This window comes from Colwellia sp. 5_MG-2023, assembly GCF_030547795.1.
Taxonomy (GTDB): Bacteria; Pseudomonadota; Gammaproteobacteria; order Enterobacterales; family Alteromonadaceae; genus Colwellia.
Genome location: NZ_JAUOPW010000007.1, coordinates 81,984 through 98,406, shown reverse-complemented (window position 1 = coordinate 98,406; position 16,423 = coordinate 81,984). Strand labels below are relative to the sequence as shown.

General features: G+C 35.3%; 13 protein-coding genes. 8 read left to right on the top strand and 5 right to left on the bottom strand.

The window, feature by feature from the left end; translation table 11 throughout:
- Both prsK and prsR read left to right on the top strand, forming a co-directional pair.
- A complete protein-coding gene (gene prsK, locus Q4496_RS07580) occupies positions 1-2,028 on the top strand; it encodes an XrtA/PEP-CTERM system histidine kinase PrsK (RefSeq protein ID WP_252727475.1) in 2,028 nt (675 codons plus the stop codon).
- A 126-nt stretch (positions 2,029-2,154) separates the two neighbouring features.
- Entirely contained in the window at positions 2,155-3,504 is a 1,350-nt protein-coding gene (gene prsR, locus Q4496_RS07575; protein ID WP_215973030.1) for a PEP-CTERM-box response regulator transcription factor, read from the top strand.
- Between the two features lie 84 nt (positions 3,505-3,588).
- On the opposite strand, the gene Q4496_RS07570 is transcribed toward prsR, so the two are convergent.
- The 5 genes from Q4496_RS07570 to Q4496_RS07550 all read right to left on the bottom strand — a co-directional run bounded on the left by Q4496_RS07570 (position 3,589) and on the right by Q4496_RS07550 (position 9,496).
- The gene (locus Q4496_RS07570) at positions 3,589-4,641 is read right to left on the bottom strand and encodes an XrtA/PEP-CTERM system-associated ATPase (RefSeq protein WP_303610185.1); all 1,053 of its coding nucleotides are present in this window, start codon (positions 4,639-4,641) and stop codon (positions 3,589-3,591) included.
- 1 nt (position 4,642) lies between these two features.
- The gene (locus Q4496_RS07565) at positions 4,643-6,256 is read right to left on the bottom strand and encodes a TIGR03016 family PEP-CTERM system-associated outer membrane protein (RefSeq protein WP_303610184.1); all 1,614 of its coding nucleotides are present in this window, start codon (positions 6,254-6,256) and stop codon (positions 4,643-4,645) included.
- Positions 6,219-7,145 (bottom strand): XrtA-associated tyrosine autokinase, encoded by a 927-nt coding sequence (locus Q4496_RS07560; RefSeq protein WP_215973027.1) that lies wholly within the window; start codon positions 7,143-7,145, stop codon positions 6,219-6,221. Before Q4496_RS07560 ends, Q4496_RS07565 begins: the two co-directional genes overlap by 38 nt.
- Positions 7,146-7,148: 3 nt before the next feature.
- The gene (locus tag Q4496_RS07555) at positions 7,149-8,738 is read right to left on the bottom strand and encodes an XrtA system polysaccharide chain length determinant (RefSeq protein ID WP_303610183.1); all 1,590 of its coding nucleotides are present in this window, start codon (positions 8,736-8,738) and stop codon (positions 7,149-7,151) included.
- A 122-nt stretch (positions 8,739-8,860) separates the two neighbouring features.
- The gene (locus Q4496_RS07550) at positions 8,861-9,496 is read right to left on the bottom strand and encodes an XrtA/PEP-CTERM system exopolysaccharide export protein (protein ID WP_303610182.1); all 636 of its coding nucleotides are present in this window, start codon (positions 9,494-9,496) and stop codon (positions 8,861-8,863) included.
- Positions 9,497-9,821: 325 nt separating this feature from the next.
- On the opposite strand from Q4496_RS07550, the gene Q4496_RS07545 reads away from it, so the two are divergent.
- From Q4496_RS07545 to Q4496_RS07520, 6 genes are read left to right on the top strand one after another with little or no spacing between them, the layout of a single operon-like run.
- A complete protein-coding gene (locus Q4496_RS07545) occupies positions 9,822-11,225 on the top strand; it encodes a TIGR03013 family XrtA/PEP-CTERM system glycosyltransferase (protein WP_303610181.1) in 1,404 nt (467 codons plus the stop codon).
- A 59-nt stretch (positions 11,226-11,284) separates the two neighbouring features.
- A complete protein-coding gene (locus tag Q4496_RS07540) occupies positions 11,285-12,487 on the top strand; it encodes a TIGR04063 family PEP-CTERM/XrtA system glycosyltransferase (protein ID WP_303610180.1) in 1,203 nt (400 codons plus the stop codon).
- Positions 12,488-13,594: a glycosyltransferase gene (locus Q4496_RS07535; RefSeq protein ID WP_303610179.1), complete on the top strand. Its 1,107-nt coding sequence runs from the start codon at positions 12,488-12,490 to the stop codon at positions 13,592-13,594.
- A 5-nt stretch (positions 13,595-13,599) separates the two neighbouring features.
- Positions 13,600-14,118 carry a serine O-acetyltransferase gene (locus Q4496_RS07530; protein ID WP_303610178.1) on the top strand — a complete coding sequence of 173 codons (519 nt, stop codon included), beginning with the start codon at positions 13,600-13,602 and terminating at the stop codon, positions 14,116-14,118.
- Positions 14,112-15,254: a glycosyltransferase family 2 protein gene (locus tag Q4496_RS07525; protein WP_303610177.1), complete on the top strand. Its 1,143-nt coding sequence runs from the start codon at positions 14,112-14,114 to the stop codon at positions 15,252-15,254. The genes Q4496_RS07530 and Q4496_RS07525 overlap by 7 nt, the downstream gene beginning before the upstream one ends.
- On the top strand, positions 15,254-16,411 hold the full coding sequence (locus Q4496_RS07520) for a hypothetical protein (RefSeq protein ID WP_303610176.1): 1,158 nt from the start codon (positions 15,254-15,256) through the stop codon (positions 16,409-16,411). The genes Q4496_RS07525 and Q4496_RS07520 overlap by 1 nt, the downstream gene beginning before the upstream one ends.
- Positions 16,412-16,423 lie beyond the last annotated feature (12 nt).

Below are 16,423 nucleotides of genomic sequence, written 5' to 3'. Positions count from 1 at the left end.
ATGGAAATGTATACGGTAGGTATATGGGGCTATAGTTTTGCGAGCATTGCTTATGTTCTTTTTTCTTTGCTTATTCTCGCAGCTCATAATAAGTCAAGTATCGCTAAATGGTTATTATTTAGTGCGTTAATGGCTGCAACAGCTAATATTATTGGTGCGCTGCAGGTTAGCTTGGGTTTTTCGTTGCAATGGGCAATGTTAGCTGACGCTATTAAAATCGCCGCTTTTTCTGTTTTTATCCTTAGCTTTAATATTGAAAAAGGAAATGTTAAAGATGTTTTACATAATGAAACAGTACGTAAATATCTACTGTTTTGGTTTGGCTCATCTATTGTTTGTTGGGGATTAAGCTACACCTTAGATTACTCTTATGAATATTTATTTTTGCTTTTTGTCATACTAAATTTATTGAGTTTAGTATTACTTGAGCAAATATATAGGGGAGCGAATGATGAGGCAAAAGAATCTGTTACACCGCTAGTTCTTGCTTTAGGGGGGATAGCTGTATTTGATTTTGTGCTTTTTGCTCAAGCGACCATGGTTGGTGGAATTGAGTTTCAATTTTGGTACATAAGAGGGTATTTGTCCGCTTTAGCCGTACCATTGTTATTAGTCAGTGTGAGGCGCTTTAAAGCCGGCACAGTACGAGTATTTGTGTCGCGTAATGTCGTTTTCTATAGTTCAATGTTAATGATTGCAGGATTGTATTTATTAGCAATGGCTGTCGCAGGTTATTTGATAAACTATTTTGGTGGAAAGTGGGGAGAATTGGTTAGTTTCGGTTTCTTCATCCTCGGCAGTATTGTGCTTGCAGTATTACTCATTACAGAAAGTGTACGTCGTCGAGTGAAGGTTTTTATTTCAAAACATTTTTTTGCGAATAAATATGAATATCGAGAAGAATGGTTAGAGTTAATTGAGAAAATTGAAACGGCTACAGCTGAAAACTACTATCAAATGTCATTACAAATTATGATGTCTAAAGTAGATGCGACGGGTGGGGTTATCTTAAAAGCGATGGAGAATAATCGTTTTGTTGTGCCTCATAGTGATGGAATTGAATTAGATGAATCGTTCGACAAAGATCTAGAGCTACTTGAAAATTTTACTAAACGTCAAGGATGGATTATCGATATTAATGAATACAGCGAAAATCCATTGTCATATCCTGGGTTATTTATTCAGCCTAAAATTTGGCATGCTGTGGGGGTAAATATCCTAGTACCTATCCTTATCGGAAAAACTTTTTATGGTTTTTTTGTGTTATCAAATAGCAATGAAGAAAATAAACTTAATTGGGAAGACCGAGATTTATTGTTTGCTATTTCGAAACAATTAGGTAATTTTATTTCTTTAAATGAGGCCAATGATAAACTAGCCGAAGCTAAACAATTTGATGCATTTAATCAAATGTCAGCTTTTCTCGTGCATGATCTCAAAAACATTCAAGCCCAATTAGCGTTAATTACCTCTAATGCGATACAGCATCGGGATAACCCTGAGTTTGTGGATGATGTCTTTGAAACAGTAGAGTCAGCAACAGAGAGGTTAGCGAAGGTATTAACACAACTGAGAAATAAGCAAGTCGCACAATCAACAAGTAGAAAAGTTGATCTGGGTGACATTATCGAGCGTGTTATAGAGCAGCGAAATGTAATACAACCGCGAGTTTACTTGCAAAAAATTGACAACTGTTTAGCAACACTTGATGACGAGCGATTCTTTTCAGTGATGAATCATTTAATTCAAAATGCACAAGAAGCAAGTGCTGCAGATGGCAGGGTAGACGTTATTCTAGAGAAGCAGGGAGAGAGAATAAATATAGCCGTGAGCGATAATGGCTGTGGTATGTCTGCAACTTTCATAAAAACTCGATTGTTTAAACCTTTCGATACCACCAAAGGGAATGCTGGTATGGGGATAGGTGTTTTTGATGCAAAACAATTTTTTGAAAGTGTAGCAGGTAGCTTAACGGTTGAAAGTATTGAAGGGCAAGGAACCAAAATGATGATTTCTTTACCTATATAAATAAAGCATATTTACACTACAGGCTTTACTTTAGTGCTGTATGCGTTAGGGTAATTGCATTCTATGATGAAACACAAATATGTGATTTGATTAGTATATTAGTAAAAATAATTGGGAAAGGAACTAATGGAAAAAGTATTAATTGTTGATGACGATAAAGGCATTCAAAAACAGCTGAAATGGAGTTTGTCTGATTATAGCCCTATTTTAGCCGGAGATAGAGAATCTGCAATTGCTGCCGTAAGACGCCATGAGCCTAAAGTAGTTACTTTAGATTTAGGCTTACCACCAGATGAAACCAATGCAAGCGAAGGCTTGAAAGCGTTAGAAGAAATTCTTGCTATTGCTCCTCATACCAAAGTTATTGTTATTACAGGCAATGAAGATAGAGTTAATGCCCTAGAAGCGATTGCTGCAGGCGCTTATGATTTTTATCAAAAACCCATTGATGCTGAAGTTATTAATGTCATTATTTCTCGAGCTTTCACGTTAGCTAATATTGAAAGTGAAAACCGCTCTATGCGGGCGGTTACCGATAGTAATATTGGTATTATTGGTAATAGTGAGGCGATTGATCGTTTATGTACTATGGTCAAACGGATTGCACCAACGAATATCACCGCCTTATTATTAGGTGAAAGCGGTACTGGTAAAGAAGTCACGGCAAAAGCAGTACACTTGGCTAGTGATCGTGCAGATAAGCCTTTTATAGCTATTAACTGTGCTTCTATTCCTGAAACATTATTAGAAAGTGAATTATTTGGTTTTGAGAAAGGGGCATTTACTGGCGCCCATAAAACCACGAAAGGTAAAATAGAATGTGCAGAAGGCGGCACCTTATTTCTAGATGAAATTGGCGATATGCCATTTAATTTACAAGCTAAATTACTGCGTTTTTTACAAGAAAAAATTATTGAACGTTTAGGCGGTAGAGAAGAGATTCCGGTTAATGTTAGGGTGGTTTGTGCAACGAACCAAAACTTAGAAGAGATGGTTGCCAATAAAGAATTTAGAGAAGATTTATTTTATCGTGTGAGTGAAATAACGTTAAATATTCCGCCATTACGTGATCGCGATGAAGACGTTTTAATTCTCGCTAAATATTTTCTACAGCTTTATGCTACTGAGTATAAACGTAATGCCAAATCTTTCTCTGAAGACGCTATTGGTGCTATTAACACACATAAATGGCCGGGAAATATTCGAGAATTACAAAATAAAGTTAAATCCGCCGTGGTCATGAGTACCGGCGTGCAGGTCACTGCTTTTGATTTAGGCTTCTTCGACCACAGTGATACCAATTATGAGCTTTCATTGAATTTACGTACGGTAAGAGAGCAAGCAGAATCTTTGGCTATTCAAAAGGCATATGCGCTGTCTGAGGGGAATATGTCTAAAACATCAGAACTTTTGGGGGTTACTAGGCCTACACTGTATTCATTAATTGAAAAATATGAGCTGAGCATTAACAGTTAATTTACTAATAATTGCGGGTTATCAATAACACTTTAACCCGCAATAGCTTTTACAGTCACAACATAAAAGCATTGTAAGTACTGGCTATATATCTTTTTCTATTTGCTCTTGAGCGTATTGGCGATTTTTCTGCTTAAGTAGTTTATCAACATAACGCGCCATTTTTATCTTTTGTTTAATGTTAGCTTCTAAGATCTCTTCTACTTCTCTTAAAACTTCTTTTATATTTTCAACATTTTCACTCGAGTTAACGACAAATTGTTGAGTGGTGGATTGGTTTGGTGATTGAGTATTCTCAAGAGTCTTTGAGCTTAATGAACCGGTTAGTTCAACCGACATTTCCTGCGCAACTTCATTAATATTATCAACTGTAAAATGAGATACTTCTTCTAAAAAACCAAACAATAACAAACGGTCGACAAAAATATTAATTTTACGTGGTACACCTAATGTTTTTTGGTGAATTAATTCAAACGCATCATCAGAAAAAAGTGCTTCTTTTTTACAACCCGCTTGTTGTAATCGGTGATTAATATAACTTTTTACTTCTTCAATGCTTAATGGTTTTAAGTGTGCAGAGGCAATAATACGCTGTCTGAATTGCTCCATATTAGGCGCTTGAATAATATCTTTAAGCTCTTCTTGACCGAGTAAAAAACTTTGAATAAGCGGTTTATCATCAAGTTGAAAATTTGAAAGCATTCTCAATTCTTCAACCGTTTCAGAAGGTAGGTTTTGTGCTTCATCCACTAACAGTAAGGCGCGCTTTCCTTGCTTATTAAGTTGAATTAAAAAAGCTTCTATATTGCGTAATACTTCCGCCTTGCTACTGTTGCTTTTTAAAGGAATTTTAAACTCGGCAGCGACTAGTTCAAGTAATTCATCCGGTGATAGCTTTGTTGTCACAAGTTGTGCAGCAACAATATTTTCATCGCCTATAGAAGCCAATAAATTTCGAGCAATGGTCGTTTTTCCTGTGCCAATAGGACCTGTAATAACAATAAAGCCTTCACCTTGATCTAAGCCATACTGTAAATAAGATAATGCACGTTGATGATGGCTGGTTGCAAAGAAGAAACGAGGATCAGGACTTAACTGGAAAGGTTTTTCTTTAAAACCATAGTAACTTTCATACATATTAAAATTCTTTGGTTACGTTAATTATTGCGCGTAATTCATCGTAGGTATACTGCTCAACCGTTGAGTCTCTATTGACTTGTTGAAGCGTAAAATGAGTTGATAAAGATGATGCTAAATTTTTAGTGTAAGTGGCAGATAATGTTCTGTAATCATCTTCTTGTCTACTCCCTGCGGGATTATTTTTGTCATAAATATTGTTGTCGTACTTAGCTAATAGCGTTAACTTACTTTTACCACTAATTCTACGATTTATTGTGAACGAGGCTGACAAGGTATCGTCTACTATTTCAGATTCAATACTTTCACGTCTAGTACCTGAGGCGCTAAAAGTAAAAGAGGTTCTAGCAAGTTGTAATGTTGAATTCCAAGAAAAGCGTTTATTTAACGAAAATTCGTTACTCTCAACTGGCTCTAAGTAAAAAAAGTTTGTTAATTGAAATTGACTATCGTCTGGTTGCTCTGATTGGGCAAAACAGTTAGCAATATTTGCGATGGTAGAGCCTGTTGGGCACCAGAATGCACCTAGATCTATTTGTTGGAAACTATTTCGATCAAACACTTCTAGAGTTTCATCATAAGAAATAGTGTTGGTTAAACGTTTTGTTCTATGTTGAAAACTGAGGTCATATGAATCGCCGAAAAAACGTTGGCTGTAGCCTGCTGTTAATGAAGTTCTTGCTGAAGGATCCCATTGAATTGATGCGGCGACATAATCATCACTAACTTCATCATCGGTAACATAGTTATAAGACAAATCTAATTGTAAGTGTTGTGAAACTAACCAGCGGAAACCAGGGCCCCATGAAGACGTCGTCGGTTGGCTTTGATTGCCAAAAGTACCTGAGAAATCCTCATCATAGAAACGAATAAAAGGATTGAGATCTATCGGAGTTATTAAGCCTAATTTTGCATCGACACTATATTGCTTTCCATCTCTAGTAATACCTAAAGAGTTCTGTTCTCTTTTTGAATAACTACTATTTAGCTGCCAAAAAACGAGACGTGCATTGTTATTATTGTTGGTATTTATATAAATAGATTCACTATCATAATCACCAATATTATCTTCAAACCTACTGGTACTATATGTAACTGCAGATTGTAGAGCGAAACTGCTGTTATTGACGTTATAACGTAGACCTGTAGCATAACTTTCAGACTGGACTGTATCGCCAGAGACTAAATCAGCAAGGCTATTGCTAGCTGAGTTTCTACTGGTATTATCGACGACAGCTGTCGCAAAAATCTCTGGTCCATCAGACCAGAGGTATAAACTTCCCTGACTATTCAGCGTTAAATAATTGTCATCAATACTACTATCATGACTAAAGAAGAGGTTATTGTTCTCGCCAGTAAAAGAAAAGTTAGCAAAGCGAGATTGGTAATCTACCCCCACTCCTAAAATCGCTTGAGATACTAGGCTAGAAGTGGGGTCAGTAATCGTTAATTCTACATTATCGGTATAGGTTTCTTCTATCCCAAAAGTGGGCACAAACTGCCACTCTCCGGCCATGGTCGGAGTTACGAAAATTGAGCATGTTAATAATGTTAAAACATTGGCTAAGTGATAATTATTAGCTTTTCTTACCGTAGCCATAGCCATAATAGCCATACTCATCCTTTTTAGATCTGATTGTTTTATTCATTACGAAGCCGACAGCGATATCTTCGTTAAGTTGAGCAACCGCTTTTTTTACACTATCTAATTTTGTTTTGGACTCTTCAACCACAACAACTGCTTGTCCCACTAAGCTTGATAATACAGGGGTCTCAGTAACACCTAGTATAGGTGGACAATCAAATATAACAATACGGTCTGGATAGCGTTGAGCAAGCTCTTCTGCTAATGAAGCCATTTTAGCACTAGCTAGTAACTCATTGGTTAAATGATGTGGCTTACCGGCAGGGATTAATTTTAAATTATCAATGCTGGTATTATAAATAACATCAGATAATGATGGTACTTCGTCAAGTAGATATTCAAGTAAACCCTGCTTACTTTCAAATTCTAACTCTCTGTGTATGCTTGGTCTTAATACATCAGCATCAACTAATAAAACAGTTTTATCTTGTTCAAGTGCAATACTTAAAGCAAGGTTAATTGAGATAAAAGTTTTACCTTCATTAGGGTTAGAGCTGCTCACCATAATTAAGTTACTGTGCTTTAATGTTTTCGAGGTAGGCCCAAAAGCATTGTTGATTAACTTACGTTTAATATGGCGGAATTCTTCTTGTATATGATGAGCACTGTTAGCACTGAAAATAAATCCACGCTCAGTTAGGTGCTCACCATTTAAAGTGATTACTTCTTTATTTGCTCTTGATGTTTTAGTAGACGTAGAGCTTTTCAAAGCAGTTTGGGTATCTATTATTTGGTGCGATATTTCAGCACTTGTTGCATCATTACTTTCTTTCAAGCTGATATCTTGCGCTTCAATATTACTCTTATTGTCTTGCGCCGCTTTTTTTTGTTTGGCCAATGCCTTTTCTATAGTGCTCATGGCTTATAATATCCTTTTCAATGGGGCTTGAATGGCATCAGGAAATAAAAAATAACTCATAAACATCATCAGAATAATTAGTAGACAAAGATTGGATATAATAAAAAGAATTGTCTTCTTTTTATGCCATTTTTGTAGGCCCAAATTTTCATTAGCTGATACCACACCAAATATAGGTACGCCGGTTGCTTTTGATAATTGAGCAGTAGATGTTGCTACCGGTGATAATTGACTGAATAATAATGATAAACCAATTCCTGCACCAAAGCCGATAATTGTTACGGCAATAAATAACAATATGCGTTTAGGCCCTGAAGGTTTATCCGCTGCTCTAGGGGGATCGATCACTTTAAATTGAATGTTATTGGTTGTCTCATCAGCTTGTTGAGCTAGCTGAGCGGTTTCTTGTCGATTCAATAATTGTTCATATTTATCTTTGGTGATTTCATAACCGCGATTCAGTGCGACGAGTTCCGCTTCAATTTCAGGTAATACGTGGATTTTACTTTCAAGCTCACTCACTTTATTTTGGTAATCATTAGCTCTAACTTTCATTGAAGCTACTTGATTTTCAAATTGATTAACTTGAATTTGCAACTCTTGAATAACAGGATTTTGGCTTGTAACTAATGAGTTACTATCATTATTACTAGTTTCATTTAAATACTCTTCAATTTCATTACTGCGTTCTTTTTCTAAGTGCTCTAAACGTCTCTTGGCTTCGACTACATCAGGGTGCTTGTCGGTATACCTTAATTGCAAAGCATCTAATGATAATTCTAATTCAGCAATACGATCATCAAAATTAGTTTTAATAGAGTTGGCTGTTTTTATTTTATTTTGGCTTGCGCTTGACTCGCTAGGTACTGTGCCTAATTGAGCTCTAGCAGATGCTAATTGTGTCTCAGCTTCTTTTAATTCAAGTTTAATGTTTTCTAAATTTTCTTTGGCAAGATTAAGCCTAGTATAATAACCACCATTTTGGTCGGGTAGCATGGTACTATATTTTTGTTTGAAATCTGTTAAACGTCCCTCTGCAGTTATTAGCCTACTTTCATAATCGGCTATTTGGCTTTTTAAAAATTTTTGTGCAGAGTCTGAATCCGTTCTATTTTGCCCAAGAGTATTTTCTATAAATACGGTTAATGCTGATTGTACAACATTTTTAGCCATTTCAGGGTTTGTATCAGCAAAAGAAATGGTGAAGATATTATCTTTCCCACGGGTTTTTACTATTTTTATATCCTCTCGTAAGCGTTGTATAATATCTTCATATTGTTGCGGTGTTTCAGCTTGAATGTCTAAATCAGTCATTCGTGAAATACGTTCTAAATTAGGACGGCTAAGTAATGTTTTAATCATTAAATTGATTTGAATGTCTGGATTGGTTTGTACCGTTAGTCCTTTTAATAAAGGCGCTAAAATTGATTGAGTGTCGGCAAAAACACGCGCTTCAGATTCATAAACGTCTGGCATTACTGAAACAACACCCCAACCGATCGGGCAGATAAGCCAAGTCGATATAATAATATACCGACGTTTAATCCAAATACCTTTTAAATAATCGAGTAGATCATTAAATATTTCTTGCATTCTAATTACTAACCTTCATTAATTATATTTTTCCGTTGTCAGACATAAGTCCAACCTACATTAAGCTCAATCTGTTTAGAAGATAAATTAGTATTCTCTAATCAGACTAAAAGGCTACTTGATTAAAACCAAGCTTCAGGAATAATGATAATATCACCAGGTAACATATCCACGTTGGCGCTAATATCTCCATCTTTTAATAATCCATCAATCATGATGTCGTATTGTTGTTGCTTACCATCTTCAATTCTAACTAATACAGCACCATTACCATTAGCAAATTCCGTTAAGCCACCAACTTGTATCATTACATCTAATAATGTCATGTGTTGAGTATAATTGATCGCTTGTGGTTGTGCTGCCTCACCAATAACACGGATTTGTTCGCTAAATGGGCCAACAAAACTATTTACTGTAACAGTCACAATAGGGTCTCTTAGATAAGTTCCTAATATTTCTTCAATTGAACGAGCTAGTTCAGTTGGTGTTTTACCTGATACTTTTATATCTTCTACCAGTGAAGTAGTAATCATGCCGTCTGGACGTACAACAAATGATCCTGAAACCTCAGGGTTACGCCAAACAAATATATTCAGTACATCTCCAGCACCAATAAGATATTTATAAGAGTTAATATCGTCGGTATTTGAAGAGTGGAGTGTAGCTGTTGGTAATTGATTAGTAGAACAGGCTGAAATGATTTGAGCTAAAAGTAAAACAACGATTACTTTAAGTGACTTGGTAAATTTTTTATCCATGGTATATACCTTCAACATCAAAAATTATTTGTAATTCGATTATTGATTGTATGGTATTTTTTTCATAGATGCCACATTTTAACAACGGTAAATAAAACCTTAACTTTAGCTACATTTTTGATAGAATCATTTCCTTTAGATTTGTAGTGTAAGTTTTTTGTACGAATTAGATAAAAGTTTTTCATAGAAATTTAATATATCTATCAAAAATTAACCTTATCCTAATAGTTAAAATAAATTTAAAACTACATTTATTTATGCCCCCTAATTTTGGGGTGGAATTCATCCCGACAAATATATAATTCATCAAGGAATCTAGTCTATTATGTCTAGCCCCAAATTTCGAGATTTATCAATCGCAAGTAAATCATTAATATTAATAGAATTTTTTTTATTTTTAGGTGCATTACCTTTTGTCACATATGGTAGTAGCTTTATTATGGAAAGTCAGTTTTCTGCTATACCTGATAATTACTTACTGATTTATTCGGTTGTTTTTGCCCTACTTAACCAACTAACCTCACTCGCGTTAGGTTTATATAACTCTAAGTTACGAGTTAACTTTCGAGGCGTTATTCGCCGAGTATTAATGTGTGTTGCAGTTGCCTTTTTTATTCTTACTATCATTAACCCTCTTTATGGTACTTATGCGCTACCAATAGAAGTATTAGCGATAGCGTCATTAGTTAGCTTTATATTGATTAGCTTCTTTAGATACTTAACGGTTCAAATAGACTTTTTTGGTTTTAATAAACGTATTGTTTTAGTACTTGGTGCAGGTGAAAGGGCATCGATAATAGAAAGGCGAATGCGCAGAGATGTCGATAGACAAAGTTTTTCAGTGCATGGTTATATTGTTATGAATGGCGATGCTGAAGAAGGTATAAAACAAGAAACAAGAATCGAACTTAAGGGTTCACTAGTGAATTATGCGTTAAATAATCAAATTGATGAAATCGTTGTGGCGAGTGATGAACGCCGTAATAATATTCCTATTGATGAGCTTTTTGCTTGTAAAATTCGTGGTATTGAAATTACTGAAATTTTAGACTTTATTGAACGAGAAACAGGACAAATAGCAGTAAATCTTATTTATCCGAGTTGGGTTATTTATTCGAACGGTTTTGCTTCAGCAAATCATTTGCGTAATACGTTAGATTGGATATTTAATGCGGCAATGGCTTCTATACTATTATTTGTTACTTGGCCAATAATGCTGTTAACTGCTGTGTTAATTAAATTAGATGAAGGGTTGAAAGCGCCTGTTTTTTACTTCCAAGAACGTGTTGGTTTAGACGGTGAACCTTTTAATATAATTAAATTCAGAAGTATGCGTTTAGATGCCGAAAAATTTGGTGCTCAAATGGCTTCGGAAGATGACCCTCGTATCACCAAAATAGGTAATATTTTACGTAAATATCGTATTGATGAATTACCACAAATTTATAACGTTATTCGTGGTGATATGGGGTTTGTTGGCCCTAGGCCTGAAAGGCCAGAATTTGTACAAAGTTTAATTAAAAATATTCCTTATTATAATGAACGTCATAATGTTAAACCTGGATTAACAGGCTGGGCGCAACTGAAGTATCCTTATGGTGCTACGGAAGCGGATTCATTAGAAAAGCTTAAATATGATTTGTATTACATTAAGCATCGTAGTTTTATGCTCGATTTATTGATATTAATTAGAACAGTAGAAATTGTCTTGTTTGGTAAAGGGCGATAGTTCTTGGCTGCTATACCTAATTATCGTTTAGTTGAATTATGAGAGAAAAGGACGTTTAGTTGAAAATTTTACATGTATTGGAATACTCTAGACCTAATATAAGTGGCTATTCTTTAAGATCTGATGCGATCATTCGTCATCAGAGAAAAGTTGGTATAACGACTAACCAACTAACAAGTCAGCGTTATCAAGAATTTTCTACATTAGAGGAAGATGTTGATGGTGTTATTTATCAACGTACAGAAAAATCCACTTCACTCTTAAGTAAAATCCCCTTTGTGAATTATTTGGCTCATATTAATCACCTTGCGAAGCGTATTGAAAAAGCAATATTGAGTGACAAACCGGATCTAATTCAAACACATTCTCCTATGTTTAATGCGTTAGCGGCGATTAAAGTGGGGAAAAAATATAACATCCCTGTTACTTATGAAGTAAGGGCGTTATGGGAGGATGCTGCAGTTGATACTGGAAAAACCAAAGAAGGTTCACTTAAATACAAAATAATTAAAGCGATAGAACAGCGAGCATTTGAACAGGCAGACGCAGTAAGCTGTATTTGTCAGGGGCTTAAACAAGATTTAATTAAACGTGGCATTCCAGAAGATAAACTTTATGTAACACCAAATGCGGTAGATATTGATAATTTTCACCCATCAATGCAGCGTGATACGGAGCTTGAACAATCGTTAAACTTATCAGGTAAAAAAGTTGTCGCTTTTGTTGGTACCTTTTTTAAATATGAAGGTTTGCATTATGCGGTAACAGCAATGAAAAAAATTGCAAAATCAAGGGATGATATTCACCTCGTATTAGTGGGTGCGGGTAATGAGCTCGATAATTTAAAGCAGCAAGTTAAGGAGCTAAATCTTAGTAGTTTTGTTACTTTTGTTGGCCGCGTACCTTTTGCTGAAGTGAATCGTTATTATAGCCTCGCGGATGTTATGGTTTTTCCACGAGAGAGTATTCGTTTAACTGAGTTAGTTACTCCGCTTAAACCGCTTGAATCTATGGCACAATTTAAACCAGTAATTGCTTCTGATATTGGTGGACATAGAGAGTTAATTGAAGACGGAAAAACAGGCTTCTTATTTCCTGCTGATGATGCCAATGCACTTGCTGATAAAATAGTTGCTATTATTGATGATAATAAACTATTAACACAAGTGAGTGAGCAGGGGTTGACCTTTGTTCGAGAGGAACGTAACTGGTTAAATACGGCCAAACAATACTTGCCAGTATACCAAAGGCTAATTAAGTAAATGCAGGATAAAAAAAAATCACTGTTGATTATCACTAATTTATATCCTGTACCTTGGGGCCCAAATCGAGCTAGTTTTAACAAACAGCAGTTTGATTTAATCGCCCAGGATATCCCCGTAAAAATTGTGATTTTACTTACGTGGAAAGAATGGTTGAGTCATCGTAAGCTTTGTCATTCAACCAATGAAATTAAATACTGTCCTTATTTTTATATTCCTAAAATAGGTCGTCGATTTGTTCCATTTTTTCAATTTTTTTCGCTAATGTTTTTAATACCTTGGATGAAAAAACAGCAAGTGTCAGCGCTAATGGCATCGTGGGGCTTCCCAGATGCGGTAGCGGCCTCTATGGTAAATAAATTTTTACACTTACCTTTTTTTGTTAAAGTACATGGCACAGATGTTAATGAAAATATAAAATTTAGTGGGCGTACTAGACTCATGCGCTACTGGTTGAATAAAGCAGAGCGAATTTTCTGTGCAAGTAAAGCGCTTGCTGATGAACTGAGTCAGAGAGGTATTGATAAAAGTAAATTACGGGTTAATTATAATGGCGTCAATCCTAAAATATTTTATCCAACTGAAACTAAATCGCCGCGTCAATCGTTTGTTTTTGTTGGTAGTTTAATTACTACAAAAGGGGTAAATGAATTACTTTCAGCTATTATCATCTGCAAACAGACGTGTCCTGACATAACCTTAGATATATTAGGTGAAGGTCCGATGAAAAGCGCTTTAATCGATAAAATTAATGAGCATAATTTGAATGACACAATAAAGTTATATGGTTCAGTTCCTTTACCTCGTGTAGCCGACTTTATACGTAACGCTAGCGTTTTGGTGTTACCAAGTTATCGAGAAGGTGTACCTAATGTTTTACTTGAATCATTTGCTTGTGGCACACCTGTTATAGCAACACGTGTAGGTGGCATTCCTGAAGTCGTTAATAACAATGTTGGAATTTTAGTTGATGAAAAAAACAGTAAACAGTTGGCTAATGCAATGATCTCGGCATTGAATAAAGACTGGTGTAGTGAAAAAATATTAGCACATGCGGCGCAATTTGATTGGCATATAAATGTACAACGAGTAATGGACGAAATATAGAAACTGTGAAATATCTAAAAAGTGATTTTAAGCAAAAACAGCAAGTGTTGACTGATGAAGGATATAAGGTATCGATGTTGCGTGTGCTATTGAGTGATGGCAGTTCTGCAAACGTGCTATATCGATTAACTCAATGGTTGATTACTTACAAGTTAACACCTTTCGCAATTATTACCTTGTGGCTTAATCGGGTAATTAATGGTTGCGTAATTGGTGCTGCAGCATGTTTTAGCTACGGATTTGTTATTATGCATCCTGTTGGTGTCGTGATTAATTCAAAAGTACGTGGTGGAAAAAATATTATTGTTGAAAGTGGTGTGGTTATTGGTGATGAAAAAGGCCAAGCTCCAGTATTAGGTGATAATATATTTATTGGTGCAGGTGCAAAAATTATCGGCGGAATAAGTGTGGGTAGTAATGTAAAAATAGGCGCTAATGCCGTAGTTGTAAAAGATGTGCCTAACGATGTAACCGTTGTCGGCATTCCAGCTAAAATAATAAACAAAGGTATAAAAGAATGCTAATTATTTTTTGGGTTTCATTAAGCCTTCTAGTGTATTCATACTTTGTTTATCCACTATTATTAAAATTACTGGTCAAACCTAAAAAAATCACATTACAAACACTAAGTGAATACCCAAGTGTTGATATCATTATTGCAGCATACAATGAAGAATCATGTATTAAAGCGCGTATTGAAAATGCTTTACAGCAAAATTATCAAGGTGAAATTAATATTTTTGTTGCTTCAGATGGAAGTGCAGATAAAACAGGTGAAATCATCACTAAGTTCACGGATCCACGTGTTAAAGCATTCGACTTCCCAGAAAATAGAGGTAAAATTTCTGTTTTAAATGATCTTATTTCACAATCCACAGCCGATTATTTAGTACTAACTGATGCAAATACTGAATTTAAAGAAGATGCTGTCGATATATTAATACGTAGCTTTAACGGTAAAGTAGGTGCAGTTTCAGGTGAATTAGTCTTAGAAACCGATGATGGTAATCAAAATCAAGACGGATTATATTGGCGATATGAACAATTACTTAAAAAATATGAATCGTCACTTGGTGGCTTGTTAGGTGCTAATGGTGCAATTTATGCTATAAAGCGAGAGTTATATATACCTTTGTCAAAAGATACTGTTGTTGATGACTTTTGTATTGTCATGAATGTTAAAAAACAAGGTTACAAAGTACTGTATAACGATTTAGCAATAGCAACAGAAGAAATTGCTCCTTCCCTTAAAGAAGAATATGGGCGTCGTGTAAGAATAGGAGTTGGTAATTACAAAGCTTTTATGGTTAATTTATGGGCATTATCTCCATTTCAAGGATGGTTTAGTTTATGTTATTGGTCGCATAAAGTCTTGCGTTGGTTTGCTCCACATTTATTGTTAATTATATTATTTACAAACTTGATGTTAATAAAAACACCATTCTATTTGTTGTTATTTATAGGGCAAATTATTTTTTATGCTATTGGCTTACATGGTCAACGAAAAATTGATAAAGGCGAACAAGTAAATAAAATTGTGGCCATCGTTAGTTTCTTTTTATCGATGAATATAGCACTAGGAGAAGGCTTTTTGAAATTTTTAAAAGGCCATAAAAGTGGTGGTTGGCAACGAACTGCTCGCTCAGGAGACACAAAATAATGTACTTAATTCTTATTCTACTATTTTTAGGCATATTTGCTTTTTGGCTTGTGCTAAAAAAGAAAAATATGGAAATGTGGTTTTTCTCTTATATTAAAAGTGTATTTAATCGTCCTAAAGTTAAAGGTCCAGTACATGTGATGTTTTGCTTTGTTGATCACTTTGAACCGCAATGGAAAAATCGAGATAATATTAAATTAGAACGTGCGCGGGTTGATCGATGGTTTAAAGACTACCCATTAATGGCGGAACAGCATAAAGATGCAGATGGTCATATGCCAAAGCATTGTTTCTTCTATCCTGAAGAAGAATACAGATACGAGCATTTAGCTAAAGTATCAGATATGTGTTATCGCGGTTTTGGTGAAATTGAAATTCATCTTCATCATGATAAAGATACCCCCGAAAACTTTACCAAGGTAATGACAAACTTTGCTAAAACATTACATGAAGACCATGGTGCGTTACCTGTTCACCCTGAAACTGGACAAATAATGTATGCCTTTATTCATGGTAATTGGGCGTTAGATAATTCATTACCAGATGGATATATGTGTGGTATAGATAATGAGATATCTCTGCTTAAGGAGACTGGCTGTTATGTTGATATGACATTACCATCGGCACCTAGCCCTGCACAAACAACTAAAGTGAATTCAATTTACTATGCCACAGGTAAACCTGGTGGCTGTAAAGCACATAATGACGGTGTTGATGTTGAAGTTGGTAAAGCTGCTTCGGGTGACTTAATGTTAATACAAGGGCCGTTAGGAGTTGCATTAAAGTGGCGAACGCCTAAAGGTTTACCTCGAATAGAGAATTCAGATGTCCGTAACACTATGCCACCATTAAAGTCGAGAGTCGACCAATGGGTTAATTCTCATATTCATGTAAAAGGTCGCCCTGAATGGATATTTATTAAAGTGCATACGCATGGGACGCAAGAAGACAGTATGGATACATTATTGGGACAACCCCGACATGATATGCATGATTATTTAGAATCAAAATACAATGACGGTACTAATTATGTTTTGCATTATGTTTCTGCACGAGAAATGTATAACATAACTAAAGCGGCTGAAGCAGGTAAAAGTGGCGATCCTCATCTATATCGAGACTTTTTGCTGTCAAAACCTGAATTCCGTCAATTATAGTTAAGGTATATC